Genomic DNA, 27,000 nt, shown 5'->3' with positions numbered 1-27,000 from the left:
CTACGCCGTCGCCGCCCGCGCGACCGCGCCCAGCGCGGACCGTGCCGCCGGAGACTGCGCGAGATACTCCACCGCTCTGCGCAGCGACCCCTCCCGCGACGGATGGTAGGACCGCCGCAGATAACGCGGCACGGCCGCGCCCAGCTCTCTCCACGTCGGCAACAACCCTTTGCGCACCGCCCTGTTGTGCTCGGTGAGCGAGTAACGCAGCCGGCCCGCCAACCGCGGGTCCCGGCGCATCAGATACGCGGCGCCCCAGCCCCACAGGTACAGCAGCGTCGGCGCGGTCACGGCCATGCCCGCGATCCGGCGGGCGTACCGGGCGGCGCCCTCGCCCCCGCAGTGCTGGTACATGTCGAAGGCGACCGCGCGGTGCTCGACCTCCTCCGCGCCGTGCCAGCGCAGCAGATCCAGCATGACCTCGTCGGCGTCGGCGAGGTCGAGCCCCTCCGCCGCCAGCACCCAGTCGCCGAGCACCGCCGTGAACTGCTCGATCGCGGCGATCACCGACAGCCGGAAGCGCAGCCACTCCGCAGCCGGGACCGGAATCCCGAGCGGGGGTTCCTCGCCGAGCAGCTTCTCGAAGAGGAAGTCGACGTACCGGGTGAAGTCGGCGGTGTCGAGCCGCTGGGCGGCGAGGTGGTCGAGGACGTGGGAGTGCTGCACGCTGTGCGTGGCCTCCTGGCCCATGAACCCCTTGACGTCCGCGAGGAGTTGGTGGTCGCGGACCAGCGGCAGGGCCTCCTTGAACACCTTGACGAACCACCGCTCCCCCGCCGGAAGCAGCAGGTGCAACACGTTGATGACATGGGTCGCGGTGGGCTCGTCGGGGATCCAGTGCAGCGGGGTGTCCGCCCAGTCGAAGGACACCCGCCGCGGGGTGATCGCGTGCGGCCCCTCGTCCCCGGGGGCGCCGGTCACAGCGGTGGCTCCAGCCGGGCGATCGCGCGCAGGGCCCGGGGCGCGAAGCGGTGCAGCAGATGGGCACCGCGCGCCTCCGGGGTGACCGGCACCACCGCCTCGTCGCGCACCACCGCCCGCAGGATCGCGTCGGCGACCTTCTCCGGCGGGTAGTTGCGCAGCCCGTACAGCCGCGTCGAGCGCTTCTGGCGCCGCTTCTCCTCGGCCGCGTCGACCCCGGCGAAGCGGGCGGTCGCCGTGATGTTGGTGTTGACCAGGCCGGGGCAGATCGCCGAGACGCCGATGCCCTGACCGGCCAGCTCGGCGCGCAGGCACTCGCTGAGCATCAGGACGGCCGCCTTGGAGGTGCTGTACGCGGGAAGCGTCTTCGAGGGCTGGAACGCGGCGGCCGAGGCGGTGTTGACGATGTGGCCGCCCTGGCCGCGGTCGGCCATCTGCTTCCCGAAGAGCCGGCAGCCGTGGATCACCCCCCACAGGTTGACGTCCAGGACCTTCTTCCAGTCCTCCGGGGTGGTGTCGAAGAAGGAACCGGAGAGTCCGATACCGGCGTTGTTCACCAGCACGTCCAGCACGCCGTACTCGGTGGCGACCTTCTCGGCGAGCTTCTCCATGGCCTGCTCGTCGGAGACGTCGACGGTCTCGGCCCAGGCGGCGGGGGAGCCGATCAGCCGGGACATCTCCGCCGTGCGGGCCGCGCTCTCCGCGTCCCGGTCGACGGCCACGATCCGCGCGCCGGCCTCGGCGAACGCGAACGCCGTGGCCCGGCCGATCCCGCTGCCCGCGCCGGTGACCAGCACCAACTGCCCGCCGAACCGCTCGGCGTTCCGGCCGGTGGCTGTCGTCGAGGGCGCGGGTATCCCCGTCTCACGGCCCTCGTTGGCGGTGACGAACTCGGTGATCCAGGCGGCCAGTTGGTCGGGACGGGTGCGCGGGACCCAGTGCTTGGCCGGGAGCGTGCGGCGCACGAGCCGGGGCGCCCACTCCTCCAGGCCGTCGTAGAGACGCTCCGAGAGGAAGGCGTCCCCGAGCGGCGTGATGAGCTGCACGGGCGCGTGCGCGTACGCGTCGTCGCGGGGCCGGCTCAGCCTCGGCCGTACGTTGTCGCGGTACAGCCAGGCGCCGCGCGCCGCGTCGGTGGGCAGCGACGCCGTCGGATAGTCGCCCGCCGGCACCTTCTCGACGCGCTCCAGGATTTTCGGCCAGCGCTTGCCCAGCGGACCGCGCCAGGCCAGCTCCGGCAGCACCGGGGTGTGCAGCATGTACACGTACCAGGACTTGGCGCCCTGGCCGATGAGCTGGGCGGCCCTGCGGGGCGTGGGCCGCTTCATCCGCTGCTTGATCCAGTGGCCGAAGTGGTCGAGGGAGGGCCCGGACATCGAGGTGAAGGACGCGATCCGGCCCTGGGTGCGCGCGACGGTGACGAACTCCCAGGACTGCACCGAACCCCAGTCGTGCCCCACCAGGTGCACCGGCTCGTCGGGGCTGACCGCGTCGAGGACCGCCAGGAAGTCGTCCGTCAGCTTCTCCAGCGTGAACCCGCCCCGCAGCGGCTGCGGGGCCGTCGAACGGCCGTGCCCCCGCACGTCGTACAGCACGACGTGGAAGCGGTCGGCGAGCCGCGCGGCGACCTCGGACCACACCTCTTTGGAGTCCGGGTAGCCGTGCACGAGCACGACCGTCGGCTGCCGGTCGTCGCCCAGCTCGGCGACGCACAGCTCGATCCCGCCCGTCCGCACCCAGCGCTCACGCGCGCCCACGAGACTCACTTGTCCTCCGCCCAGCGCCGCACATGCGGCAGATCGTCGTCGAGCCAGAACGCGCTCTGATCGGGGTCCCGGGAGTCGGTGACGACCAGGATCTCCTCGAACTTCGCGCCCGTACCCCGGAATCCGAGGTGCGGTTCGACCGCCCACAGCCCCGGGTGGGGCGGGTGGTCGGAGAAGGTGTAAGGCGACCACAGGGGTGACCAGCCGTCCCGGTGACCGTGCAGCGCGTCGCTCGCCAGCCCCTTCAGGGACTGCGTGCCGAACCCGAACAGCCGCGGCGACCAGGGGCGCTCGCGCACCCGGTCCACCTTGTGCGCGATCACGCCGAACGGATACGCGCGGTGCCGGTTCGCGTACCCCTGGCGGACCATGAGGCGCTCCACGTCCTCGTAGATCTCGCGCAGCGACCGGCGCTCGCGCACCTCGCGCAGGATCAGCTCCCGGTGCGCCTCCAGATCGGCGAGCAGTCTGTCCTGCACGGGGTTCAGACCGAGGGAGCCCGAGTAGCCGATGTCCGCCGTGAACCCCTTGAACACCGGGGCCATGTCGAGGATGAACGGCATCCCCGGCTCCAGCCGGCGGTTGGTGGGGAAGAACTGGAGCGGGATCCGGAAACCGGTGAACGCCGTGCGGTCGCCGAACCAGGCGAAGGGCAGATGGAACCAGTCCCGCACCCCGCGCTCGCGCAGCCACTCCCGCTGCATGCGCGCCGCCTCACGCTCGGTGACGCCGGGCTTCAACTGCGCCGCGACCGCCTCCGCACACGCGTACGCGAGACGCTGCACCTCCCTGAACCCCCGCAGGTCCGCGGAGAGTTCGCCTGCCACTGCCGTCGTCATGCCACCGCCCCACCCTGTCCACACCGACTGCGGTACGTGCCCGTAACTTGACACTGGTGAATGTGACAGTTGTTAGAGGCCGCGTCAATAGACCGGTGCCGGCCTGTGGACAACCGGGCGGATGTGGACAACCGGTTCGCGGCGCCCCGTACCTCAGGGGGACCCCTAAGGTCCCGTACGCCTGGAGGCTGACACGGATCCACCTCCACGGGCTGACGCCCTCTGTGGTCTGCGCCACTAACGTCGAACCGTGACTGTGATCGCGACCGAAAGCCTGAGCAAGCGGTTCCCCCGGGTGACCGCGCTTGACCGGCTCTCCGTGGACGTCGGGCCCGGTGTGACCGGACTCGTCGGAGCCAACGGAGCCGGCAAGTCCACACTGATCAAGATCCTGCTGGGTCTGTCCCCCGCCACCGAGGGCCACGCGCGCGTGCTCGGCCTCGACGTCGCCACCGAGGGCGCCGCCATCCGTGAGCGGGTCGGGTACATGCCCGAGCACGACTGCCTGCCGCCCGACGTCTCCGCCACCGAGTTCGTCGTCCACATGGCGCGCATGTCCGGGCTCCCGCCTGCCGCGGCCCGCGAGCGCACCGCGGACACACTGCGCCACGTCGGCCTCTACGAGGAGCGGTACCGCCCCATCGGCGGCTACTCGACCGGAATGAAGCAGCGGGTGAAACTCGCGCAGGCCCTCGTCCACGACCCCCAACTGGTCTTCCTGGACGAGCCGACCAACGGACTGGACCCGGTCGGCCGCGACGACATGCTCGGGCTGATCCGCCGTATCCACACGGACTTCGGCATCTCCGTCCTGGTCACCTCGCACCTGCTGGGCGAACTGGAGCGCACCTGCGACCACGTCGTGGTCGTCGACGGCGGCAAGCTGCTGCGCTCCAGCTCCACCACGGACTTCACCCAGACCACCACGACCCTCGCCATCGAGGTCACCGACACCGACGAGCACCCGGACGGCACCCGCGCGGTCCGCGAGGCGCTCCACGCGCGCGGGATCGAGACACACGACGGCAGCGGCCTGCCGGGCGCCGGACACATCCTGCTGCTGACCACCGAGAGCGAGGACACCTACGACCTCGTCCGCGACCTGGTCGCCGACCTCGGACTCGGCCTGGTCCGGATGGAACAGCGCAGGCACCACATCGCCGAGGTCTTCCACGACAGCGACGCCCAGCGCACCCAGGACGAACGCGCGGCGAGCACCGCCCCGCACACCGGCGACGACCAGCGGAAGGAGGCGGTCGGCCATGGCGGTTGAGCAGCCCCTCACCCAGCCCGGCGGACATTCCCTCACCCCACCGGGTGAGCAGTCCCGCATCCACAACATCGGCTACCGCGCCTACGACGGCCCGCGCCTCGGCCGCGCCTACGCCCGCCGCTCCCTGTACTCGCAGTCCCTGCGCGGCGCCTACGGACTGGGCCGCTCGGTCAAGTCCAAGGTGCTGCCGATGCTGCTCTTCGTGGTCATGTGCGTTCCCGCGCTGATCATGGTCGCCGTCGCGGTCGCCACCAAGGCGAAGGACCTCCCCGTCGACTACACGCGCTACGCGGTGATCATGCAGGCGGTGATCGGCCTGTACGTCGCCTCGCAGGGCCCCCAGGCCGTCTCCCGCGACCTGCGCTTCAAGACCGTCCCGCTGTACTTCTCGCGCCCCATCGAGACCTCCGACTACGTCCGCGCGAAGTACGCGGCGCTCGCCTCGGCGCTGTTCATCCTCACCGCCGCCCCGCTGATCGTGCTCTACGTGGGCGCGCTGCTCGCCAAGCTCGACTTCGCCGACCAGACGGCTGGTTTCGGTCAGGGGCTGGTCTCCGTGGCACTGCTCTCGCTGCTCTTCGCCGGCATCGGCCTGGTCATCTCGGCCGTCACCCCGCGCCGCGGGTTCGGCATCGCGGCCGTCATCGCCGCCCTGACCATCTCCTACGGAGCGGTCTCCACCGTCCAGGCCATCGCCTTCGAGCAGTCCAGCGGCGGGGCCGTCCCGTGGCTCGGACTCTTCTCGCCCATCACGCTCATCGACGGCCTCCAGACGGCCTTCCTGGGCGCCTCCTCGGCCTTCCCCGGCGAGTTGGGCCCCTCGACCGGCCAGGGCGTCGTCTACCTCGTCGTCGTCCTGGGTCTCATCGCCGGCTGCTACGGCCTCCTGATGCGCCGCTACCGAAAGGTCGGGCTGTGACCACGCTCAACATCGACCACGTCTCCCGCTGGTTCGGCAACGTGGTGGCGGTCAACGACATCACGATGACGATCGGCCCCGGTGTCACCGGCCTGCTCGGCCCGAACGGCGCCGGCAAGTCCACCCTGATCAACATGATGGGCGGCTTCCTCGCCCCCTCCACCGGCACCGTCACCCTCGACGGCCGGCCGACCTGGCGCAACGAGGACATCTACCGGCACATCGGCATCGTCCCCGAACGCGAGGCGATGTACGACTTCCTCACCGGCCGCGAATTCGTCGTCGCCAACGCCGAGTTGCACGGCCTCGGCGCCAAGTCGGCCCAGCGGGCGCTGGCCACCGTCGAGATGGAGTACGCGCAGGACCGCAAGATCTCCACGTACTCCAAGGGCATGCGCCAGCGCGTGAAAATGGCGTCCGCGCTGGTCCACGACCCGTCCCTGCTGCTGCTCGACGAGCCGTTCAACGGCATGGACCCACGGCAGCGCATGCAGCTCATGGACCTGCTGCGGCGCATGGGCGACGAGGGCCGCACGGTGCTCTTCTCGTCCCACATCCTCGAAGAGGTCGAGCAACTCGCCTCCCACATCGAGGTGATCGTCGCCGGACGGCACGCGGCGAGCGGCGACTTCCGGCGCATCCGCCGTCTGATGACCGACCGCCCGCACCGCTATCTGATCCGCTCCAGCGACGACCGGGCGCTGGCCGCCGCGCTGATCGCCGACCCGTCGACATCCGGCATCGAGGTCGACCTCGCCGAGGGCGCGCTGCGCATCCAGGCCGTCGACTTCGGCCGCTTCACCGCCCTGCTGCCGAGGGTCGCGCGCGAGCACGGCATCCGGCTGCTCACGGTGTCGCCGTCCGACGAGTCCCTGGAATCCGTCTTCTCGTATCTCGTCGCGGCGTAGGAGGCCGAAGATGTACGACCCCACAGTCGCCCGACTCACCTACCGGGGCCTGCTCGGCCGCCGCCGGGCCCTCATCCTCGGTGTCCTGCCCGTCCTGCTCATCGTCATCTCGGTGGCCGTCCGCGGCTTCTCCGGGGCCGACGACCAGGTGGCCTCGGACCTGCTCGGCGGGTTCGCGCTCGCCACCATGGTGCCGATCATCGGTGTCATCGCCGGGACGGGCGCCATCGGCCCCGAGATCGACGACGGCTCGGTGGTGTACCTGCTCGCCAAGCCCCTGAAACGGCCCACGATCATCTTCACCAAGCTGATCGTCGCCATCGCCGTCACCATGGCGTTCTCGGCGGTGCCGACCTTCATCGCGGGCATGATCCTCAACGGCAACGGCCAGCAGATCGCCGTCGCCTACACGGTCGCCGCGCTGGTCGCCTCCATCGCCTACGCCGCGATGTTCCTGCTCCTCGGGACCGTGACCCGGCACGCCGTGGTCTTCGGACTCGTCTACGCGCTGGTCTGGGAGGCGCTGTTCGGCTCCCTGGTGTCCGGAGCGCGCACCCTCAGCGTCCAGCAATGGGCGCTCGCCGTGGGCCACAAGGTGACCGGCGGCGACCTCGTCACCTCGGACGTCGGCCTGCCGACCGCGACGGTCCTGCTCGTCGTGGTCACCGTCGCCGCCACCTGGTACGCGGGGCAGCGGCTGCGGTCGCTGACGCTGGCCGGCGAGGAGTGAGAACCACGGTGTGAGCCCCCGTCCTCGGGACGTTTTTCTTGACGGGGGCTTCACCTCGGTCCGGGCAGACTGGACGAACGGGGACGCACGGCCAGGAGGACGGGGATGGCGGCAGAGGAACGATGGGGTGACGACCGCGAGCGGACCGGGGACGGCTCCGGGGGCGCGGCCGACGGGCCCTGGGACGAGCTGGTGCTGGACGAGGACTTCGTGCGGGCCGCCGAGACGAGAGAGCCGTCGGCCCGCGCCCGTATGCTCGCCGCCCGCTGGCGCGAGGAGGGTCCCGAACCGGAGCCGTGGCGCTCGGACGAACCGCCCGCCGGATGGTTCTTCAGCAAGGGGCGGAGACGCAGATGGCGCCGCCGGTGAGCGGTCCGTGGCCGGCCTCGGCTCTCCGCCGGCGGGGTTTGTGGCGGCCTCCGGCTCTCCGCCGGTGAGGCCCGTGGCGGGCGCCGGCTCACGGCCGGTGAGGTGCCTGGCCGGTCCCGGGGGCTGCGGCCTTTAATCGGTGGCACCCAAGTCGGCGGACGGGCACAGTGGTTGTGTCCACGCCGCCGGTTCGAACCGGCGCCACACTCTGGGAGAGGAGCGCGACCGATGTTCATCAGGAGCAGTACGTCGAGCTCCCGACAGGGCAGCCCGCGGCGGGTTCCGGAGTAGCCACCCTCCGTCGAACCCGTTCCGCACGGGGGGCTGCCCGGGGCGGCCGCTTCGAGCGCGCGTGTCGCGCGGGCCGCCCACCCGGAGGATTGGCCGAGTGGGAAGGCACCGGCTTGCTAAGCCGTGGTCGGGGGCGACCCCGCGCGCGTTCGATCCGCGCATCCTCCGCAGTACGCGCGCCGGCACGGCCGGTGCGATCGCCGACGCGGCCGGTGTGATCTCCGGCGCGGCGGGTGCGATCCCCGGCATGGCCGGGGTAGTCGCGGGCGCGGCACGGCCTCTGAGGTCAGAACCGTGCCGGGGCCGCTACCGCTGCGCCAGCAGCCGTTCCAGGACGACCGCGATGCCGTCCTCCTCGTTCGTGGACGTCACCTCGTCCGCGACCGCCTTGAGGTCGGTGTGGGCGTTGGCCATGGCGACGCTGTGCGCCGCCCATGCGAACATCGGGATGTCGTTCGGCATGTCGCCGAAGGCGATGGTGTCCACGGCCTTCACGCCGAGCCGCCGGGCCGCCAGCGACAGTCCCGTCGCCTTGGAGAGACCGAGGGGGAGGAGTTCCACTATCCCCGCGCCCGCCATCGTGACGCCGACCAGGCCGCCCGCGACTTGGGTGGCCACGGCCGCCAGCTCGTCGTCCGAGAGGGTCGGGTGCTGGACGTACACCTTGTTGAGCGGCGCCGACCAGAGGTCCGCCGCCTCCCTGATGGGCACGACCGGCAGCGGGCCGTCCTGTACGCGGTAGCCGGGGCCGACCAGTACCTCGCCGTCGAGTCCGTCGCGGCTCGCCGCGAGCAGCAGCGGGCCCACCTCGGCCTCGATCTTGGCGAGCGCGAGCCCGGCGAGCTGGCGGTCCAGCGTCACCGAGGTGAGCAGCCGGTGCTCCCCCGCGTCGTACACCTGGGCGCCCTGGCCGCAGACCGCGAGACCGTAGTAGCCGAGGTCGTCGAGGATGTGCCGGGTCCAGGGCACGGCGCGCCCGGTGACGATGATGTGCGCCGCGCCCGCCGCGGTGACCGCGGCGAGCGCCTCACGCGTACGCGCCGAGACCGTGTGGTCGTCACGCAGCAGCGTCCCGTCGAGGTCGGTCGCGACGAGCTTGTACGGGAACGCCGCCGCGTCCGCGGTGCCGGCCTCGGTCGGTCCCGTCGGCCCAGTGGTACCGGTCACTTGGAGATCGGCTCCAGAAGCTCACGGCCGCCCAGGTAGGGGCGCAGCACCTCGGGGACGCGCACCGAACCGTCGGCGAGCTGGTGGTTCTCCAGGATCGCCACGATGGTGCGCGGCACGGCGCACAGCGTGCCGTTCAGCGTCGCCAGCGGCTGGACCTTCTTGCCGTCCCGCATCCGGACGGACAGGCGCCGGGCCTGGAAGCCGTCGCAGTTGGAGGCCGAGGTCAGCTCGCGGTACTTGCCCTGGGTCGGGATCCACGCCTCGCAGTCGAACTTGCGGGAGGCCGAGGCCCCCAGGTCGCCGCTCGCCACGTCGATCACCTGGAAGGGCAGTTCGAGGCCGGTGAGCCACTGCTTCTCCCAGTCGAGGAGCCGGCGGTGCTCGTTCTCCGCGTCCTCGGGGTCGACGTACGAGAACATCTCGACCTTGTCGAACTGGTGGACGCGGAAGATGCCGCGGGTGTCCTTGCCGTAGGTGCCGGCCTCGCGGCGGAAGCACGGCGAGAAGCCGGCGTAGCGCATCGGCAGCTTGTCGGCGTCGAGAATCTCGTCCATGTGGTACGCCGCGAGGGGGACCTCGGAGGTGCCGACCAGGTAGTAGTCGTCCTTCTCCAGGTGGTACACGTTCTCGGCGGCCTGGCCGAGGAAGCCGGTGCCCTCCATGGCGCGCGGGCGGACCAGCGCGGGGGTCAGCATCGGCGTGAAGCCGGCCTCGGTGGCCTGCGCGATCGCGGCGTTGACGAGGGCCAGCTCCAGGAGCGCGCCGACACCCGTCAGGTAGTAGAAGCGCGAGCCGGACACCTTGGCGCCGCGCTCGACGTCGATGGCGCCCAGCGCCTCGCCCAGCTCCAGGTGATCCTTGGGCTCGAAGCCCTCGGCGGCGAAGTCGCGGATGACGCCGTGCGTCTCCAGGACGACGAAGTCCTCCTCGCCGCCCACCGGGACGTCGGGGTGCACCACGTTGCCGAGCTGGAGGAGGAGGCGCTTGGCCTCCTCGTCGGCCTCGTGCTGCTCGACGTCGGCCGCCTTGACGTCGGCCTTGAGCTGCTCGGCCTTTTTGAGCAGCTCGGTGCGCTCCTCGGGGGAGGCCTTGGGGATCAGCTTGCCGAGCGACTTCTGCTCGGAACGCAGCTCGTCGAAGCGGACGCCGGACGACCTGCGCCGCTCGTCGGCGGAGAGGAGGGAGTCGACGAGCGCGACGTCCTCTCCACGGGCGCGCTGGGAGGCGCGAACACGGTCGGGGTCCTCACGGAGCAGGCGAAGGTCAATCACCCCTCAAGGCTACCGGTGCGTGCTTCCGGCGAACGACCCGATATTCCGGGGCGTGAGGTCTGTCACGTTATGAGTGAAATGCCCGGGCCGAATCTCTTGATCGACGATCACCGTCGATCGGCGGTCGATCAGCGTCAATAAATGGGACCCTGCTCCCTGGAACGGGGCAAGGCTCCGGCTGCCGGTTGACCGGATTCCCGTGCGGGAGGCGGGACTTGAGGCCGGGTTGTCCACAGGATTCCTCACCTCGGAATAGTTATCCACAGGCTGTGTGGAAGATCTGTGGATGTCGGAATTGATCATTCCGACGGCACTTCCGCCGATGAGGAATTCCCGGTTCAAACCCTTCGTACGCTCACTTTCGGGTGTAAATGATTCGCTCCATAGAGTTGATCAATGGAAAAGAGTGGACGAAGGGTGACGTGCGGTCCTGTGGAGGAACTTGGGCCCTGTAGGCCGATTTGTCGATGATGCAGCGTTTCGTTGTCGACTTGTCCCCAGGTCGAGAAGCGCGCCTGTGGATAACTTCTGTGGATGGCGAAAATCGGCAGGTAGGACCGCCGGAAAACCCCGGATGGGTGTGGATTTCCCGGATTCCCTGGTCAGGACCCGGCAGTGTGCGGGCGGCACGCACCCGCGCGCACCGCGCGCCCGGCATGACGAGGCTCCGGTCGGGCCGGTGTGCAAGGCGTATCGATCCGGTGACCGGACCGGTCGGTCAGGAGCGGCCGTCCTGGCAGCGGGCCAGCCAGTCCGAGGCGGCGGAGAAGTCGCCGTCCGAGGTCCCGGGCCGCAGCGGCCGGACGTCCTTCAGCGCGACACCGGCACGCGGGTACGAGCCGAGGAAACGCACCTGGGGGCAGATCCGCTTGAGGCCCATCAGCGCCTCGCCGACCCGGCGATCGGTGATGTGGCCCTCGGCGTCCACCGAGAAGCAGTAGTTGCCGATGCCCCGGCCGGTCGGGCGGGACTCGATCCGCATCAGGTTGACCCCGCGTACGGCGAACTCCTGGAGCAGTTCGAGCAGGGCGCCCGGGTGGTCGTCGCCCAGCCAGATGACCACGGACGTCTTGTCGGCGCCGGTCGGCGCGGCGGGCCTCGCGGCACGGCCGACCAGCACGAAACGGGTCTCGGCGTTGGCCGCGTCGTGGATCTCGGTCACCAGCGGTTCGAGCCCGTAGGTGGCCGCCGCGAACTCACCCGCGAACGCCGCGTCGTACCGGCCCTCCTGGACGAGGCGGGCGCCGTCCGCGTTCGAAGCCGCCGACTCCCAGAGGGCGTCCGGCAGGTGCGCCGCCAGCCAGTTGCGCACCTGGGGCTGGGCGACCGGGTGGCCGGTGACCGTCTTGACGTCCTTCAGGGTGGTGCCCGGCCGAACCAGCAGGGCGAAGGCGATCGGCAGCACGACCTCGCGGTAGATCATCAGCGGGTCGCCCTTGGCCAGCTCGTCGAGCGTGGCGGTGACACCGCCCTCCACCGAGTTCTCGATCGGGACCAGCGCGCCGGCAGCCTGGCCGCCCCGCACCGCGTCGAGCGCCGCCGGCACGGACACCATGGGCACCAGCTCCCGCGTCGCGGCCTCGGGAAGCGTGCGGAGGGCGGCCTCGGTGAACGTTCCCTCGGGGCCGAGATAGGTGTAGCGCGTCGCCGACATACCGTCACCCTAATGGGCCCCGCTCCGGGAGGCTCACGCCTGTGGAAACAGCGCCCCCCCCAGGGGTGGAATCCGCCGGACCGCACGATGCCGGCCCCCGACTGCGTGTACCGGGGCGGGTCGAGGGGCAGAGGGGGCCGCTCAGCCCTCCAGCAGCCGCTGCCCCACGTACTCCCCCCGCGCGGCGCCGCCCGGCACCGCGAACAGGCCGCTCGACTCGTGACGGATGAAGTCGGAGAGGGCGTCGCCGCGGTCGAGCTTGCGCTGGACCGGGACGAAGCCGCGCAGCGGATCGGCCTGCCAGCAGATGAAGAGCAGGCCCGCGTCGGGCACGCCGTCGGCGTCGATGCCGTCGTGGAAGGAGAACGGGCGGCGCAGCATCGCGGCACCGCCGTTCTGGTCGGGCCGGGTGATCCGGGCGTGCGCGTTGATCGGCACGACCAGGTCGCCGTCGGCGTCGGTCTTGTCGAGGTCCATCGCGGTCTTCTCGGTACCGCCGCTGAGCGGTGCGCCGGTGGACTTCTTCCGGCCGATGACGTTCTCCTGGGCGCTGGTCGACAGCTTCTCCCAGTCGTCGAGCAGCATGCGGATACGGCGGACGACCGCGTACGAGCCGTTCGCCATCCAGGCCGGGTCGCCGGAGGCCGGCACGAAGATCCGCCGGTCGAAGTCGGGCTCGGACGGCTTCGGATTGCGGGTGCCGTCGATCTGGCCCATCAGGTTGCGGGCGGTCATGGGGGAGGCGGTGGCGCCGGGCGAGCGGTTGAAGCCGTTCATCTGCCAGCGCACCCGTGCCGCGCCGCCCGCGTCCTTCTGGAGCGCGCGCAGGGCGTGGAAGGCCACCAGGGCGTCGTTCGCCCCGATCTGCACCCACAGGTCGCCGTCGCTGCGCCCCTTGTCGAGATGGTCGGAGGAGAAGGCGGGCAACGGGTCCAGCGCGGCCGGGCGCTGCTTCTCCAGTCCCGTACGGGCGAAGAAGCTGTGGCCGAAGCCGAAGGTGACGGTCAGGGACGAGGGGCCGGCGTCGAGCGCGACGTCGGTGTCGTCGTGGGCCGCGGCCTCGCCCGCCATCAGCCGCTCGGCCGTCGCCGACCAGCGGCGGAGCAGGGCGGCGGCCTCCCGGCGGCCCGCCCCCGCCGTCAGGTCGAAGGCGACGAGGTGACCGCGTGCCTGGAGCCCGGTGGTGATGCCGGGCTGATGTTTCCCGTGAAACATCACCGTGTCCATGCCGACCGAGGCCAGCGGGACGGCCTTGTCGGCGGACGGCGCCGCCGCGTAGCCCACGGCTGCCCCGGCGGCGCCGAGGACGAGCCCCGTGGCACCGGCCGTGCCGAGCAGCCGGCGCCGTGACAGGACGCCCTTGGGGGTGTCCTCCGAGGGGGCGCCCTGCGCGGACGGGCCGGCGGAGGACGTTCCAGGGGCGGACGCGCCGGCGCCGGATGTACCGGAAGTGGACGTTCCAGGGGCGGACGCGCCGGCCCCGGACGTACCAGAGGTGGACACTCGGGGGTTCGACGTCCCGGAGGTCGTCGACGTCCCGGGGTTCGACGTCCCCGTGTTGGAGTGGTCAGCCATGGTCAGGTTCAGCCGATCTGCGCGTTCTTGTTCACGGTGACCTGGTCGATGTCCGAGGTGCGCACGGTCACCGCGATCTTCCAGTCACCCGCCATGGGGATCTGCACATCGCTCGCCGACCAGTGTCCCGTGGCGATGCGGTCGGGCGTCACGGGCAGCGGGCCGACGTCCTTCGCCTTGAGGGTGAGGGCGAGCTTCACCTCGGGCACGTCGAAGGCCTTGCCGTTCGGTCGGACCACGAAGACGTGCATCTCGTTGCCGCCGACCCGGGCCGGGTCGAAGGTGACCTCCGCCGTCCCCTTGCCGTCCTCGCCGCCGGTGTCGAAGGGGATCTTCAGGGACAGGGGGCCGGACCGCTGCGCGGACGCGGACCTGGCCTGCTGGACCGCCTCCTCCGTCCGTCCCGGCTCGGTGGTCGTCAGCGCGGTGGTGACCGCCAGCAGCACGACGGCGACCCCCGCTTCGGCCAGCACCGAGCGGCGCAGGGCCGTGCGGTTCGGGTCGGCGTCCCGCACCCGCTGGGCGCGCGCGGTGTCCACGGCGGCCTGCTGCCGGGCCAGTTGGGCGGCCCGCCGGGAGTCGGCGGGGACGGTGGCGGGCGTCCGGCGCGCCGACCGCTGCTCGACCAGCGCGGCCTTGGTCGCCTTGGCGGTCTTCGGGACCTCGTCCGCGATGCGGCCCGTCCAGCGGCGGGAGACCGAGGCGACGCCCACGAGCACGGCCACCAGCCCGATCTTGACGAGCAGCAGCCGCCCGTACGTCGTGTCGGTGAGCGCCGACCAGGAGCCGAGCTGCCGCCACGACTGGTAGACCCCGGTCGCGACCAGGACGAGGACGCTCGCGAACGCGAGGCGGGAGAACCGGCGTACGCCGGCCGCGTCGATCTGCGCCTCCGCGGGCGCCCGGAACAGGGACACCAGCAGGGCCGTCAGACCGCCGAGCCAGCCGGCGACGGCCAGCAGGTGCAGCACGTCGATGGGCATGGCGATGCCCGCCTGGACGCCGGTGGAGGCGTGCTCGGCCATGGCCCAGCTCGCGGCGAGGCCCGCCGCGACGACCACGCCGCCGATGGCGAGACCGAAGGTGAGGTCTTTCTTCTCGGTGGCCAGATCGGCCGCCTGCGTGGCGAGATCGGGAGCGTCGTCCGTCCCGTCGGCTTCGACGGTTGCGGAGGCGTCGGGGTTCTCGGGCACGTCGGGGGCGGTCGCCCTGGAGGCCGACTTCCCGGCGCCGGCCTTGGCGGGGTCCGGCTGCCCGCCGTCCGCCCGCGCGGTGACCGCCTTCGTTCCACCATCCGCCTGGGCGCTGACCGCCTTCGCTCCGCCCGCCTTGGCGGCGACGGTCTTCGTCCCGCCCGCGTTGCCCGCGGCGCCCTTGGCGCGTCCGCCCTTGGTCCCCTTGGCCTTCTTGTTCGCGTTCCTGGTGGCGACGGCCAGCGCCTCGGCGGCGGCGCGCGCGTCCTCGTCCCGCTTGGCGTACGCGCCGAACAGGACCGCGATGAACAGCGCCGCCGCGGCGAGCAGCAGCAGCCGTGACACGAGCGCCGCGCCCGACTTGGTCTGGAGCACCTGCCCGAGAAGGCCCAGGTCGAAGATGTCGCCGACCTTGCCGGATCCGACGTAGGAACCGCGCAGGAGCAGCAGCGCGAGCGTGGAGACGGTCAGCGTGAGCCAGCCTGCGACCACGAGCCGCTGGACCGGCCGGACCCCGGATCCGCGCTGCCAGCAGCCCAGGACGAACGCGGCGCCGCCGACGAGCAGGATGAACCCGGCGTACGAGAAGTAGCGGCCGGCTCCGTAGAGGAAGCCCACCGCGCCGCCGCCGACCTCCTGGCCCGAGGCGACGACGGAGGTCTGCGAGGGCGCGCCGATGGAGAAGGTGAAGGCACCCGAGACGGGATGGCTGTCCGCCGACACCACCTGGTAGGTCACGGTGAAGGTGCCGTCGGGCAGCCCCGCGTGCAGGTTCACGGCGTACGTGCTGCCGCCCAGGTCGGTCGGGGCGCCGGTGTCGACGCGCTTGCCCTGGGGGTCGAGGACCCGCAGCGAGCTGCCGTTCATCGAGACCTGCTCGGAGAACGTGAGCGAGATCCGCGCGGGAGCCTGGGCGACCACCGACCCCTGCTTCGGGTCGCTCCCGGTCAGCGCGGCGTGCGCGGAGGCGGGCGCGGCGCCGGCCAGCAGCGTGCCGGCGATGGCGAGGAACAGCAGCAGGAGGGTCCTGAAGCGGGGGGCGATGGTCGGTGTCACGGTGGTGCCTCCCTCAGTGCCCGGAGTCGGGGTTGTAGGTCGCGGACTTCACCGGCATGGAGACCTTCACCGTGCCGGACTTGGCGAAGTGCAGTTCCAGGGCCACCTTCTCGCCCTGCCGGGGCTTGTGGGTGAGCTTTTCGAACATGAGGTGGTTGCCGCCGCTCGCGAAGTCGAGGGTGCCGTGGGCGGGCACGGTGAAGGACTTCTCCTCCCGCATCGCGCCGTCCTTGGTGGAGTGGAGCGTCACGTCGTCGGAGAGGTCGCTGGTGACGGAGGTCAGCTTGTCGGCGCCACCGGAGTTGGTGACGGTGAAGAACCCGGCCGCCATGTCGGCCATGCTCGGAGCGGGCATGTAGGCGCCGGTGATCTTGAGGTCGGGGCGGGCCGGGGACGACTGCGATCCCGCGGAGTCTCCGGAGCCGGAGCCGGAGCCGGAGCCGGGGCCGGAACCAGAACCGGAGTCCGAGCCGCAGCCCGCGAGCGTCAGCGTGGCGGCCAGGACCAGGGAGCCGAGGGCGAGGGGGCCGAGGGCGAGGGGGCGTGCCGTGCGGCCGGGGCGGCGGCTCACGGGTTCTTCCCCTCGACGATCTTAGGCAGGTCCTTGGTGTAGTCGTCGACGGTGGCGTTCTCGCCGTAGAGCACATAGCCGGCGTCGGTCTTCGGCGAGAACGCGATGACCTGGGTGCCGTGCACGGAGACGAGCTTGCCGTTCTTGTCCTTCGAGGTCGGCTCGATGGAGATGCCCAGGGTGCGGGCGCCGGCCTGGATGGTGGAGAAGTCGCCGGTCAGACCGATGAAGTCGGAGTCGATGCCCTTGAGCCAGGTGCCGAGCGCGGCGGGGGTGTCACGGCCCGGGTCGGTGGTGACGAACACGACGCGCAGCTTGTCCTGCTCGGTCTTCGGGAGCTGCTTCTTCGCGACGGCCAGGTTGTTCATCGTCAGCGGGCAGACGTCGGGGCAGTGCGTGTAGCCGAAGTAGACCAGCGTGGGCCGGCCCTTGGTCTGCGCGCGCAGGTCGAACTTCTTGCCGCTGGTGTCGGTGAGCACGAGGTCCGGCTTCTCGAACGGCTTGTCGAGAACCGTCGCGGGCTTGTTGGCGCCGGCGTCGACGGACACGTCGGCGACGGGCCTGCCGCTGTCGTCGCCGCTGCCGCAGGCGGAGAGGGTCAGAGCGGCGGCGGCGAACAGGGCGGCCACCGCGTAGGTCTTCTTGCGCATAGAAAAATGTCCCAGATGTGAGTGCCCGGGTGCGCACCGGGGGTCATCCGCGGCCGGGGGCCGGGGGCCGGGGGCCGGGTCCGGCGTGGCGGCGGGGCCCCACCGGATCCGGCCGGAAGCCGGTCCGGGCTAGACCGGTCCGGTCCGGTCCGGTCCGGAGAGCCGCGTTCCCGCGGCCCTCCGGTGCGCACCGAGGCGGATGTGTCTACGTGCCTCAGATGCCGTACGGCACTCAGGCGTTCGTACGCCTACGGCCGGCGAACACGGCGTACGCCACGCCCAGCGCGCCGACGACGATGCCCACGATGCCCAGCACCCGCGCGGTCGTGTCGCTGCCGTCCGCGGAGGTGGAGGCGGCGGTCTGCTCGGAGTGCTTGGCGCCGTCCTCGGACTTCTCGGTGTCGGAGGCGTCCTCGGCGCCGCCCGAGCCGTGGTGATCGCCGGTCGCGGCCGACAGGGCGAGCACCGGGGCGGGGTTCTCGGGCTCCTCGGCGCCCTCCTTCTGCGGCTCGATCCAGCGCACGACCTCCCTGTTGGAGTACGTCTGGATCGCCTTGAAGACGAGCTGGTCGGTGTCCTCGGGCAGGGCCCCGACGGAGAGCGGGAACTTCTGGAAGAAGCCGGGCTCGATTCCCTTGCCGTCGGCGGTCCAGGTGACCTTGGTGACGGCCTCGTCGATCTTCTGGCCGTGGGAGGTGATCGGCTTGTCCAGCTTGGACTTGGTGACCTTGACGGTCCAGCCCTGCACCGGCTGCGGCATGACCGAGGCGAGCGGGTGGTCGGCCGGGAGGTTCACCTCGAGCTTGGTGGTCGAGGCGTCGTCGCGCTCGTTCGGCACCTTGAAGTTCACGACGGCGTAACCGCCCTTGGCCGCGGCCCCGTCGGGCGAGACGCTGACGTGCGCGAACGCGGGCGCTGCGGACAGGACCAGCACAGCCGAGGCGGCGACGGTGCCGACGGCGGCGATACGAGAAGCCTTCATGGAAGGGAACACTCCACTCTCAGTTCGATGAAGCTCGATGACGAAGCTCGATGAAGAGGACGCGCGGGTGCCTCGGTGTTCCGGAGCGGGACGGGCCCGTGCCGGGGGACACCTGGCGGGTGCGCGCGTGCGGCACGACCGCGTCCCCTTCGGGAGAGCCCGGAAGGCCCGTCATGTCCCCGAGGTGCGGGGACTTCGGGGGCGGTTCCGGTTCCGTGAGGCGGCGCGTCGTGTCAGGCGGCGAGGAGGAGAGTGGAGACGGGCGGCCCGCGGCGGACCACCGTGTGCTGGAGCGCCGTGGTCCGCGGGGCACGGAGCGTACGGGGCGCGGTCCGGCGCGGGAACGCGATCTCGGGCGCCCCCTGAAGTCCCGTACGCAGGGCGCGGACCAGAGTCAGCGCGGCGCGCAGGGCCCGCATGAGCGCGCCCTCGGCGACACCCTGTGCCGACAGCCGTATGAGGCGCATCAGCGCCAGATCGCCCCGGCGCAGCACCCACCCGGCGGCGACGGCCGCGAGAACGTGCCCGAGCAGCATCGGCAGCGAGGGCAGCAGCGGCATCGCCGCGCCCCCGGCGGCCGGCACCGCGTCAGTGGCGTGCCGCATGGCCGAGGCCGTGCCGCCCGTGCCCGTGTCGAGCCCCGCGTCGGCGAGGATCTTCTGGGCGTGCGCCGGGCTGATCGCCGCCGCGGTCGTACCGCACACCAGCCGGGCCGCCCGCGCCACGAGTGTCGCGTCGGACATCGGCATACCCGAGGCCATGGAGCCCATCGACCCCATCGACTGGCCGGACGCCGAACCGGTCTGGCCGAGCCCGAAGAGCGTGTGCAACGCGGTCTGGCCGACCGCGAGGACCGCCACGATGCCCGGCAGCGTCCGCTCCCGGCCCGCCAGCGCGGCGGCCAGGGTGAAGACGGCGAGGAAGCCCACGCCCAGCGTCCACAGGGGGACCACGGCACAGGACGCGAGACCATGACCGGCCGCGGCCAGCGCGACACAGACCGCGGCGAACACCGCGGCCCTGAGTATCCGGAGGTCGGCTCCGGAGGGCGCCGAACGCTGGTGGGGGGCAGTCATGGCGGGCTCATCATCGCACTGGGCCCATCCGTCACCCACGGCAGGTCCACAAGATGAGGTACGACCGCTCTGTCCGCAACACGGCCTACGACCGGAACGTCGCCCCCCGAGCAGCATCCCGCCCTCCCCCTTCCGGACATCCCCCCGGACATCACTCCGTCGGCTTCACCCCCGCCCCGTCGGCTTCACTCCCGCCCTGTCGGCTTCACTCCCGCCCCGCAGGCTTCACTCCCACCCCGCCGAGCAGCACCCGGCCCTCTCCACCCCCGCCGTCCGGGCACCACCCCGCCCTCCCCAACACCGAGCGTCAGACGTCGCGTCGCCACCGCATACACCGGCATCCGGTGGCCGCGCATCCGCCGTATGGGCGGCATCCTCGGGCGTATGCGATTGCGCACGGGTGCTCGCGGCAATACGTATCGGTATGTCGAGCCGCGGCCGGGAGGCTGGAGCATGAGCATCTGGTGGTCACTCCATCTGCGGCGCGAGGCTGCCAGCGTCCCGCTCGCCAGACGCCTGCTGCTCGGCACGATGGAGAGCGCCGGGGTCGACCCCGACATCTCCTACGACCTCTCCATCGCCCTCACCGAGGCCTGCGCCAACGCCGTCGAGCACGGTGGGGACACCACGCGGGGCGACGCCGGCGAGGCCTACCGCGTGACGGCCTACCTCGACGGCGACCAGTGCCGCATCGAAGTCGCCGACTCCGGCCCCGGCTTCCCCGCCGGAAACGCCCACCCCGCCCTCCGCCCGGCCGACCAGGACGCGGAACACGGCCGGGGTCTGTGTCTGATCCAGCAACTGGCCGACCATGTCCACATCGACAACAAGCCGGGCCCGGGCGGCGCGGTGGTCAGCTTCGACAAGATCCTCAAGTGGAAGAAGTCCCCCGCCCTGCTGCCCGCCTAGGTCCGCCGCTTTCGCTTGTCCCCTGCTTCTCCTGATTCGCCTGCCTCCCCTGTCTCTCCTGCTTCCCGGGTTCGCCTGCTTCCCCTCGTTCGGCTGGTTCGCCTGCTTCCGCCGGTGTCGCCAGTTCCACGCCGCGAGGTCACGTCCCGCCGGTTCCACGGCCCGGCTGTGGACCGGGGACCGCTCCGGGCTGCGTGAGGCCGCCCACCGTGTCGCCGGGCCCATCGCGTACGCGGCGCCGAGTATCAGGCCTCCGAGGAGCAGCCAGCCCGGCGTTCCCCACCCGACCAGCAGCGCCGTGAGGACGAGCGGGCCCATGGTCCGAGCCACGGTGACCCCGGTGCCGAAGAAGCCCTGGTACTCGCCCATCCGGTCGGCCGGAGCGAGATCGAACGCGACCTGCCAGGAACCGGCCGAGTGCTGCATCTCGGCGACGACCTGGAGCACCGCACCCGCCACGAGGACGCCGGCCGCGATCCAGGTGGAGACGCCGGACGACAGCGCGAACACCACACAGGACGCCAGCATCACGAGCCCGGAGCGGCGTATCGAGCGCGTCGCCGTCCCGAGACCCGTGACCCCGCGTGCCATCCGCACCTGGAACGCCATCACGGCGACGGTGTTGAGCACGAACAGCGCGGAGACCAGCCAGGCGGGCGCCTCGGTGCGCTCGGTGATCCACAGCGGCAGACCGAGGCTGAGAAGCGGCATCCGCAGCAACAGCACGGTGTTCAGGAACGTGACCAGTACGTACGGACGGTCGTGCAGCACCCCGGAAGCCGGTCCCCGCTCATTCCCCTGACCGATCCCCTCCTCTTGACGGCCCGCGCCCACTCGCGCAGGTGCGACCGAAGGCAGCCGCCACAGCAGCCCCGCGCACACCACGAAGCTCACCGCGTCCAGCGCGAAGACCCCGAGGTACGCGGACCGCGTCCCGCTGTGCAGGGCGAGACCGCCGAGCCCCGCGCCCACCGCCAGGCCGGCGTTGAGCGTCGACTGGAGGTGCGCGAGAAGTCCGGTGCGCGCCCCGGCCGGTATCAGGAAGGCGAGCAGGGCCTGCCGCGCCGCTCCGAGCCCCGACTGCGCGGAGGCGTAGGCGCAGGCCGCGATGACGAAGGGCAGGAACCCGCGGACGACGAGGAAGGAGGCGACCGCCGTCGCGGTGGCCAGCGCCAGCAGCACCGCGGTGCCGCGCGGCCCGCGCCGGTCGGCGAGCCGTCCCAGCGGCACACCCACCAGCGAGCCGATCGCCCACGCCACGGTCAGCCCGAGCCCCACCCGCTCGGCGGACAGTCCGACGACGCGCGTGAAGTACAGCGCGGACGTCACGTAATAGGCGCCGTCGCCCACGGAGTTGGCGAGCTGCGCGAGGGCGAGCACCCGCTGCGGCCCGGCGGGCGGTATCAGCCGGCCCGTCCCGTTCCCCTTCGCGGTCGAACGCACGGGCGGGCGCTCTGCGGATCGTGCGTCGCGAGTCGTCATGTCTTCGACGCTACGGGCCGGCTGGACCGCTCGGCAGGCCCATTTCTCACACGTTTTCATGACCCAATTCATGGGTCATCCATGACATTTGTCAGTTCGCCGACGGGCCGGCGTGAGCCCCGTTCCTCGGAGGATCGGCGAGAGGGCCGTTCCCCGCAGGCTCGGCGTAAGCCCCGTTCCCCGCAGGCTCGGCGAGAGGGCCGCCGGAACGCCCCGGCCCCGCCCCCCTCAGCACCCGCCCCAGCGCCTCCAGCGCCTCGGGATAGGCACGCTCCCGCGGCGTCCCGTACCCCACGACCAACCCCTGCGGGTGCTCGCCCGGCAGGTGCCAGTGGTCTCGGAGCCGCCCGACCGCGAGCCCCTCCCCCTCCGCCCGGGCCAGCGCCTCCGCCTCGTCGGTCACCTCGACCAACGCGTGCAGCCCCGCGGCGATCCCCCGTACGCTCCCGCGCGCCCCCAGCCGGTCGAGAAGCTGGTCACGGCGGCGCCGGTAGCGCAGCCGGCACGCGCGCAACATGACGGTCGTACGCGTGGCTCACGATCATCTCGGCGAGCGCCAACTGTCCGATGGTTTCCGTGTGGTGGTCGCTGTGCAGCTTGATGTCGGCCACCGGGTCGACCAGTTGGGGCGGCAGCACCATCCAGCCGAGGCGCAGTGCGGGGCCGAGGGTCTTGGAGGCGGTCCCGATGTAGACGGTGTGGCCCGCCGCCATGCCCTGGAGGGCGCCGACCGGTTGGCGGTCGTAGCGGAACTCCCCGTCGTAGTCGTCCTCGATGATGAGCGTGTCCCGCGCGCGGGCCCAGTCGGTGAGGGCCCGCCGCCGTTCCGGGTGGAGGGTGACGCCGGTCGGGTACTGGTGGGCGGGCGTGACGACGGCCGCGTCCGCGTCGAGGGTGTCCAACAGGTCGGCGCGGGCGCCGTGTTCGTCGACGGGCAGCGGCACCACGACGCCGCCGGCCGTGCGCACCACGTCCCGGTGGAAGGGAAGACCCGGGTCCTCCATGGCCACCGTTCCACCGTCCAGCACACGCGTGAGGAGAGCGAGCCCCTGGACGTAACCGGAGGTGATGACGATCCGTTCGGGCGGCGCGATCACCCCGCGGGCCCGCCCCAGGTAGCCCGACAGGGCCGTCCGCAGTTCGACGCGGCCACGCGGGTCCCCGTAGTCGTACGCCATGGAGGGCGCCGTCGCGATCGCGCGGCGCAGCGCCCGCAGCCAGGCCGCCGCCGGGAACGTGCCGACGTCCGGACTGCCGGGGCGCAGGTCGAAACGTGGCGCACGCGCGCGTGGCGCCCGTACGTCCGCCGGGGCGCTGTCGGCCGGCAGGGACGCCACCTCGGTGCCCGACCCCTGCCGGGCCGTCAGATAGCCCTCGGCGACGAGCTGGTCGTAGGCCGCCTTCGCGGTCCCCCGGGAGACGCCGAGTTCGGTGGCGAGCCGGCGGGTCGCGGGCAGCCGGGTGCCCGGGGCGAGCCGTCCGGCGCGTACGGCGTCGCGCAGGGCCCGTTCCAGCCCGGTTCTCCGCCCCGCCCCCGCGTCCGGCTCCAGATGCAGGTCCACCCCGACGCCGGACCAGAAGTCGTCGTCCATGAAAAGCCGCCCCCCTAGGCACCCCGAAAAGCCGCCGGGCGCACCGGTCCGCCCGCGGGCCCACCGCGATCCGGAGGCTCCCGTCCCCCGGACACACCACCGGCCGGGCACCCTGAGGGCGCCCGGCCGGCAGTCTCGTATCAGCCCTCGTGGGGCACTATGTCAGCCCTTGAGGGACGCCATCCAGGCCTCGACCTCGTCCGAGCGGCGCGGCAGGCCGGCCGACAGGTTCCGGTTGCCGTCCTCGGTGACGAGGATGTCGTCCTCGATGCGGACGCCGATGCCGCGGTACTCCTCGGGCACGGTCAGGTCGTCCGCCTGGAAGTACAGGCCCGGCTCGACGGTCAGGCACATGCCCGGCTCCAGGGTGCCCTCGACGTAGGTCTCGGTGCGGGCGGCGGCGCAGTCGTGGACGTCCATGCCCAGCATGTGGCCGGTGCCGTGCAGGGTCCAGCGGCGCTGCAGCCCCAGCTCCAGGACGCGCTCGACCGGGCCCTCGACCAGGCCCCACTCGACGAGCTTCTCGGTCAGCACGCGCTGCGCGGCGTCGTGGAAGTCGCGGTACTTGGCGCCCGGCTGGACGGCCGCGATACCGGCCTCCTGGGCCTCGTACACGGCGTCGTAGATCTTCTTCTGGATCTCGGTGTACGTGCCGTTGATCGGCAGTGTGCGCGTGACGTCGGCGGTGTAGAGCGTGTGGGTCTCCACGCCGGCGTCGAGCAGCAGCAGGTCGCCGGAGCGGACCGGGCCGTCGTTGCGCACCCAGTGCAGCGTGCAGGCGTGCGGTCCGGCGGCGCAGATCGAGCCGTAGCCGATGTCGTTGCCCTCGACCCGCGCGCGCAGGAAGAAGGTGCCCTCGATGTAGCGCTCGCTCGTCGCCTCGGCCTTGTCGAGGACCTTCACGACGTCCTCGAAGCCGCGGACGGTGGAGTCGACGGCCTTCTGCAGCTCGGCGGCCTCGAACGCGTCCTTCACGAGGCGGGCCTCGGAGAGGTAAACGCGCAGCTCGGCGTCGCGCTCGGCGGTGACCTTGTCGGTCAGGGCGGCCTCGATGGCGGCGTCGTAGCCGCGCACGACGCGGACCGGACCGGTGGCCTCGCGCAGCGCTGCGGGCAGTTCGCGGACGTCCGAGGCGGGGATGCCGTAGAGCTGTTCGGCCTCGGCGAGGGAGTGGCGGCGGCCGACCCACAGCTCGCCCTGGCCGGAGAGCCAGAACTCGCCGTTCTCCCGGTCGGAGCGCGGCAGCAGGTAGATCGTCGCCTTGTGGCCCTCGGCGGCCGGTTCCAGCACGAGGACGCCGTCCTCGGTGAGGTTGCCGGTGAGGTACGCGTACTCGACGGAGGCACGGAAGGGGTACTCCGTGTCGTTCGAGCGGGTCTTCAGGTTGCCGGCCGGGATCACCAGGCGCTCGCCCGGGAACCGCGCGGAGAGCGCGGCGCGGCGGGCGGCGGTGTGCTCGGCCTGCGGGATGGGCGTGAGGCCGCGCAGTTCGGTGTCGGCCCAGCCGGACTTCATGCTGTCGGCCAGCTCGTCGGACACGCCCGGGTACAGGCCGTTCTTGCGCTGCTTGATGGGCTCTTCCTCGCCCGCTTGGTCAGCGGCTTCGTCAAGCACGGCTTCCGGGGTCTCCGGTGTGAGCGCCTCCGACACGGTCTGCCTCCTCGATACGACTCTGGACCTCCTCCATCGTACGGTCGTGCTGAAGGGGGCCCAGGGCCGGAAGGCCTGTTACACGAGGTACCCGCGCGGTCACGCGGAACGGGCGGGCGCGGGCACGTGAAACGTGCATGCGCGCTCACGCGAATTCGGGCGCGCGCTCACGCGGAACAGGCACGCGCGGTCACGCGCGACGGGGCCGCGCGCGCTCACTCGAAACGGGCCGCCAGGAGGACGACGTCCTCGTCGCTGTCCGCCGCGTCGAGACCGTCCGGCAGCACCGTGCGCAGCACGTGGTCGGCGATCGCGCCCGGGTCGTCGCGCACGGCCCTCGGGACGCCGGCCGCCGCCGAGTGTAGCCGGGCGAAGGCCCGGTCCATGGCGTCGCCGGTGCGGTGCAGCAGCCCGTCGGTGTAGATGAGCACGGTCTCGCCGCGTTCGGCGGTCACCTCGACGCTCGGGGCCTCCCAGCAGGCGAGCATCCCGAGGGGCGCCGACAGGGACGTCTCGACGAACTCGGTGCGGCGCGGGCCGATCACCAGGGGCGGGCTGTGGCCGGCCCCGGCGAGTGTGAGCTTGCGCAGGGCGGGCTCGCAGTAGGCGAACAGGGCGGTCGCCGAGCGGGCCGGTTCGGTGAGCCGCAGCAGCAGTTCCAGGTCGGAGAGCACCGCGACCGGGTCCTCGCCCTCCATGACCGCGTACGCCCGCAGGGAGGCCCGCAGCCGGCCCATGGCGGCCACCGCGCTGGGCCCCGAGCCGGTGACGGAGCCGACGGCGAGACCGAGCGCGGCGTCGGGCAGCGGCAGCGCGTCGTACCAGTCGCCGCCGCCGCGCGGTCCCGTGCGGTGCCGGGCGGCGAGCTGGACGCCGGAGACCCGCGGCAGCCGCGCGGGAAGCAGCTCCTCGGAGATCGTCGTCATGCACGCGCGCGTGCGCTCCAGTTCCACCAGCCGTGCCAGGTGCTCGGTGGCGTGGCGGGTGTACAGGCCGACGAGGTGGCGCCGTCGCTCGACCGGCTCGGCGGGCTCGTCGTAGAGCCAGACGGCGGCGCCCAGGCGGCCCGCGGCGTCGGTGGACAGCGGCAGGGCGTAGCTCGCGGCGTAGCCGAGGCGGGCGGCCACCTCGCGGTGGCGGGGGTCGAGCCCGTCCTCGGAGAGGAGGTCGGGCTGCGCGATCTCGCCCTCGCCGCCCGGCAGGCCGTCCAGGATCCTCCCGTACGACATGGCGCTGCGCGGGACCGTCTCGATGTGGCCGAGGTCCGCGCGGGCGAGGCCGAGGCCGATGGTGGTGTCGGGGCCGAGCCCGTCGCCCGGTTCCAGGACGACGAGACCGCGCCGGGCACCCACGAGGGCGGCTCCGGCGCGCAGCAGCTCCTGGAGCGCGTCGTCCAGGGACGACGTGCGCGCCAGACGCTCGGTGAGTTCGTGGAGGGTGGTGAGATCCGAGACCCAGCCCGCGAGACGATCTTGGAGAACGGCTCCGGGGCCGGTGGGCGGCGCGGCCGAGGCGGCACCCGGGGGCGCAGGCGCGGGCGCGGCAGTGTGTGCGGGCGAGGGAACCGCTGAATCGATTCCGGCCACTTTCGGAAGGTGAGGGGCGTTCATGACGACCGGCTTTCCGACCGGCGCGTATTGCTCGATAGCATCGCAAACCCCCATGTAGTTCTGCGCCGCTAGCAGTGTCTCCACATGTACACGCACTCGTGAGGGGATGTCCAGCATTGTCCTGCTGGGATTCCTGGTGTCCATGAGACCGTCGGTAACCCTTGCGGGAAAACAAAGTTGGCCTAAAACTGACTCGGGTAACGGCTTATTGAGGTCGACTGGCCTCGTTCGACGGAGCGTCACAGCGGTCGTGATGGGTACGTACTCGGTGAAGGCCAGGGGCGGTTGAGATCCGCCCGGAACCTGGCGACGGACCCGGGCGTCTTAACCACTGACGACCGTGCCCCATCCTCCCGTGGCGGAGGCGGCAAGCAGTACTGCGAGACGCAAAACGCCAGGCGCCGCCACCCCACGCCATGCTCATGCTGTCGATGTACGCGGTATGGGCGCGGACGCAGCCACATGCTCGGCCCAGCGGGGTTCCCCTTGTCTCCAGCAGGGGTGTGATGCGCCAGCAGGTACGCACAGTGAAGAGATCGACAC

General features: G+C 71.8%; 20 protein-coding genes, 1 tRNA gene and 2 pseudogenes. 7 read left to right on the top strand and 16 right to left on the bottom strand.

Translation table 11 applies throughout. The features are described from left to right. The 3 genes from AB0912_RS01130 to AB0912_RS01120 are packed head-to-tail and all read right to left on the bottom strand — an operon-like array spanning position 1 to position 3,526. The gene (locus tag AB0912_RS01130; protein WP_366695379.1) at positions 1-921 is read right to left on the bottom strand and encodes a metal-dependent hydrolase; all 921 of its coding nucleotides are present in this window, start codon (positions 919-921) and stop codon (positions 1-3) included. Beyond that, a complete protein-coding gene (locus AB0912_RS01125) occupies positions 918-2,687 on the bottom strand; it encodes an SDR family oxidoreductase (RefSeq protein ID WP_366695377.1) in 1,770 nt (589 codons plus the stop codon). The genes AB0912_RS01130 and AB0912_RS01125 overlap by 4 nt, the downstream gene beginning before the upstream one ends. Further along, a complete protein-coding gene (locus AB0912_RS01120) occupies positions 2,684-3,526 on the bottom strand; it encodes a M24 family metallopeptidase (RefSeq protein ID WP_366695375.1) in 843 nt (280 codons plus the stop codon). The genes AB0912_RS01125 and AB0912_RS01120 overlap by 4 nt, the downstream gene beginning before the upstream one ends. 256 nt (positions 3,527-3,782) lie before the next feature. Between AB0912_RS01120 and AB0912_RS01115 the strand changes: the two genes are divergently transcribed. The 6 genes from AB0912_RS01115 to AB0912_RS01090 all read left to right on the top strand — a co-directional run bounded on the left by AB0912_RS01115 (position 3,783) and on the right by AB0912_RS01090 (position 8,184). After that, entirely contained in the window at positions 3,783-4,799 is a 1,017-nt protein-coding gene (locus tag AB0912_RS01115) for an ABC transporter ATP-binding protein (RefSeq protein WP_366695706.1), read from the top strand. Beyond that, positions 4,789-5,718, top strand: a complete 930-nt coding sequence (locus tag AB0912_RS01110; RefSeq protein ID WP_366695373.1) for an ABC transporter permease subunit — start codon at positions 4,789-4,791, stop codon at positions 5,716-5,718. Before AB0912_RS01115 ends, AB0912_RS01110 begins: the two co-directional genes overlap by 11 nt. Then, positions 5,715-6,626: an ABC transporter ATP-binding protein gene (locus AB0912_RS01105; protein WP_366695371.1), complete on the top strand. Its 912-nt coding sequence runs from the start codon at positions 5,715-5,717 to the stop codon at positions 6,624-6,626. Before AB0912_RS01110 ends, AB0912_RS01105 begins: the two co-directional genes overlap by 4 nt. Before the next feature lie 10 nt (positions 6,627-6,636). After that, on the top strand, positions 6,637-7,356 hold the full coding sequence (locus AB0912_RS01100) for an ABC transporter permease (RefSeq protein ID WP_366695369.1): 720 nt from the start codon (positions 6,637-6,639) through the stop codon (positions 7,354-7,356). Positions 7,357-7,461: 105 nt separating this feature from the next. Further along, positions 7,462-7,725, top strand: a complete 264-nt coding sequence (locus AB0912_RS01095) for a hypothetical protein (protein WP_366695367.1) — start codon at positions 7,462-7,464, stop codon at positions 7,723-7,725. A 374-nt stretch (positions 7,726-8,099) separates the two neighbouring features. Next, positions 8,100-8,184: transfer RNA gene (locus AB0912_RS01090), tRNA-Ser, on the top strand. Between the two features lie 138 nt (positions 8,185-8,322). Here the strand turns inward: AB0912_RS01090 and AB0912_RS01085 are convergent. The 9 genes from AB0912_RS01085 to AB0912_RS01045 all read right to left on the bottom strand — a co-directional run bounded on the left by AB0912_RS01085 (position 8,323) and on the right by AB0912_RS01045 (position 19,214). Beyond that, on the bottom strand, positions 8,323-9,183 hold the full coding sequence (locus AB0912_RS01085) for an HAD family hydrolase (RefSeq protein ID WP_366695365.1): 861 nt from the start codon (positions 9,181-9,183) through the stop codon (positions 8,323-8,325). After that, positions 9,180-10,457 (bottom strand): serine--tRNA ligase, encoded by a 1,278-nt coding sequence (gene serS / locus AB0912_RS01080; protein ID WP_366695363.1) that lies wholly within the window; start codon positions 10,455-10,457, stop codon positions 9,180-9,182. Before serS ends, AB0912_RS01085 begins: the two co-directional genes overlap by 4 nt. Before the next feature lie 718 nt (positions 10,458-11,175). Beyond that, complete coding sequence (gene pheA / locus AB0912_RS01075) at positions 11,176-12,111, bottom strand: prephenate dehydratase (RefSeq protein WP_366695361.1); 936 nt, start codon at positions 12,109-12,111, stop codon at positions 11,176-11,178. Between the two features lie 141 nt (positions 12,112-12,252). Continuing rightward, entirely contained in the window at positions 12,253-13,686 is a 1,434-nt protein-coding gene (efeB, locus tag AB0912_RS01070) for an iron uptake transporter deferrochelatase/peroxidase subunit (protein ID WP_366695359.1), read from the bottom strand. An 8-nt stretch (positions 13,687-13,694) separates the two neighbouring features. Beyond that, entirely contained in the window at positions 13,695-15,935 is a 2,241-nt protein-coding gene (locus tag AB0912_RS01065) for a copper resistance protein CopC (protein ID WP_366695357.1), read from the bottom strand. 13 nt (positions 15,936-15,948) lie between these two features. Beyond that, complete coding sequence (locus tag AB0912_RS01060; protein WP_366695355.1) at positions 15,949-16,506, bottom strand: copper chaperone PCu(A)C; 558 nt, start codon at positions 16,504-16,506, stop codon at positions 15,949-15,951. Then, on the bottom strand, positions 16,503-17,156 hold the full coding sequence (locus AB0912_RS01055) for an SCO family protein (RefSeq protein ID WP_366695353.1): 654 nt from the start codon (positions 17,154-17,156) through the stop codon (positions 16,503-16,505). The genes AB0912_RS01060 and AB0912_RS01055 overlap by 4 nt, the downstream gene beginning before the upstream one ends. 232 nt (positions 17,157-17,388) lie before the next feature. Next, positions 17,389-18,138: a YcnI family protein gene (locus AB0912_RS01050; protein WP_366695351.1), complete on the bottom strand. Its 750-nt coding sequence runs from the start codon at positions 18,136-18,138 to the stop codon at positions 17,389-17,391. A 233-nt stretch (positions 18,139-18,371) separates the two neighbouring features. Continuing rightward, positions 18,372-19,214 (bottom strand): hypothetical protein, encoded by an 843-nt coding sequence (locus AB0912_RS01045; protein WP_366695349.1) that lies wholly within the window; start codon positions 19,212-19,214, stop codon positions 18,372-18,374. A 453-nt stretch (positions 19,215-19,667) separates the two neighbouring features. Between AB0912_RS01045 and AB0912_RS01040 the strand changes: the two genes are divergently transcribed. Then, positions 19,668-20,123, top strand: a complete 456-nt coding sequence (locus AB0912_RS01040) for an ATP-binding protein (protein WP_366695704.1) — start codon at positions 19,668-19,670, stop codon at positions 20,121-20,123. A gap of 195 nt (positions 20,124-20,318) precedes the next feature. Here AB0912_RS01040 and AB0912_RS01035 read toward each other — a convergent pair. From AB0912_RS01035 to AB0912_RS01020, 4 genes and pseudogenes are all read right to left on the bottom strand, one after another. Beyond that, positions 20,319-21,530 (bottom strand): annotated as a pseudogene (locus AB0912_RS01035) (MFS transporter); the annotation flags it as partial. Positions 21,531-21,825: 295 nt separating this feature from the next. Continuing rightward, positions 21,826-23,197: pseudogene (locus tag AB0912_RS01030) on the bottom strand (PLP-dependent aminotransferase family protein); the annotation flags it as partial. A 162-nt stretch (positions 23,198-23,359) separates the two neighbouring features. Next, positions 23,360-24,811, bottom strand: a complete 1,452-nt coding sequence (locus AB0912_RS01025; RefSeq protein WP_366695702.1) for an aminopeptidase P family protein — start codon at positions 24,809-24,811, stop codon at positions 23,360-23,362. A gap of 251 nt (positions 24,812-25,062) precedes the next feature. Continuing rightward, a complete protein-coding gene (locus AB0912_RS01020; protein WP_366695700.1) occupies positions 25,063-26,574 on the bottom strand; it encodes a PP2C family protein-serine/threonine phosphatase in 1,512 nt (503 codons plus the stop codon). Positions 26,575-27,000: the final 426 nt, after the last annotated feature.

The sequence above is a fragment of the Streptomyces sp. NPDC007084 genome, from assembly GCF_040703595.1.
GTDB lineage: Bacteria > Actinomycetota > Actinomycetes > Streptomycetales > Streptomycetaceae > Streptomyces.
Note: the sequence above shows the minus strand (reverse complement) of the source record. Positions and strands in the feature narration are given on the sequence as shown.

What these genes read in the sequence shown, in the direction of transcription:
- AB0912_RS01120 (WP_366695375.1), bottom strand. Translation starts at nt 3,526, where the DNA reads ATGACGACGGCAGTGGCAGGCGAACTCTCCGCGGACCTGCGGGGGTTC.
- AB0912_RS01110 (WP_366695373.1), top strand. Translation starts at nt 4,789, where the DNA reads ATGGCGGTTGAGCAGCCCCTCACCCAGCCCGGCGGACATTCCCTCACC.
- AB0912_RS01100 (WP_366695369.1), top strand. Translation starts at nt 6,637, where the DNA reads ATGTACGACCCCACAGTCGCCCGACTCACCTACCGGGGCCTGCTCGGC.
- AB0912_RS01095 (WP_366695367.1), top strand. Translation starts at nt 7,462, where the DNA reads ATGGCGGCAGAGGAACGATGGGGTGACGACCGCGAGCGGACCGGGGAC.
- pheA (WP_366695361.1), bottom strand. Translation starts at nt 12,111, where the DNA reads ATGTCGGCGACGCGCTACACCTATCTCGGCCCCGAGGGAACGTTCACC.
- efeB (WP_366695359.1), bottom strand. Translation starts at nt 13,686, where the DNA reads ATGGCTGACCACTCCAACACGGGGACGTCGAACCCCGGGACGTCGACG.
- AB0912_RS01055 (WP_366695353.1), bottom strand. Translation starts at nt 17,156, where the DNA reads ATGCGCAAGAAGACCTACGCGGTGGCCGCCCTGTTCGCCGCCGCCGCT.
- AB0912_RS01050 (WP_366695351.1), bottom strand. Translation starts at nt 18,138, where the DNA reads ATGAAGGCTTCTCGTATCGCCGCCGTCGGCACCGTCGCCGCCTCGGCT.
- AB0912_RS01045 (WP_366695349.1), bottom strand. Translation starts at nt 19,214, where the DNA reads ATGACTGCCCCCCACCAGCGTTCGGCGCCCTCCGGAGCCGACCTCCGG.
- AB0912_RS01040 (WP_366695704.1), top strand. Translation starts at nt 19,668, where the DNA reads ATGAGCATCTGGTGGTCACTCCATCTGCGGCGCGAGGCTGCCAGCGTC.
- AB0912_RS01020 (WP_366695700.1), bottom strand. Translation starts at nt 26,574, where the DNA reads ATGCTGGACATCCCCTCACGAGTGCGTGTACATGTGGAGACACTGCTA.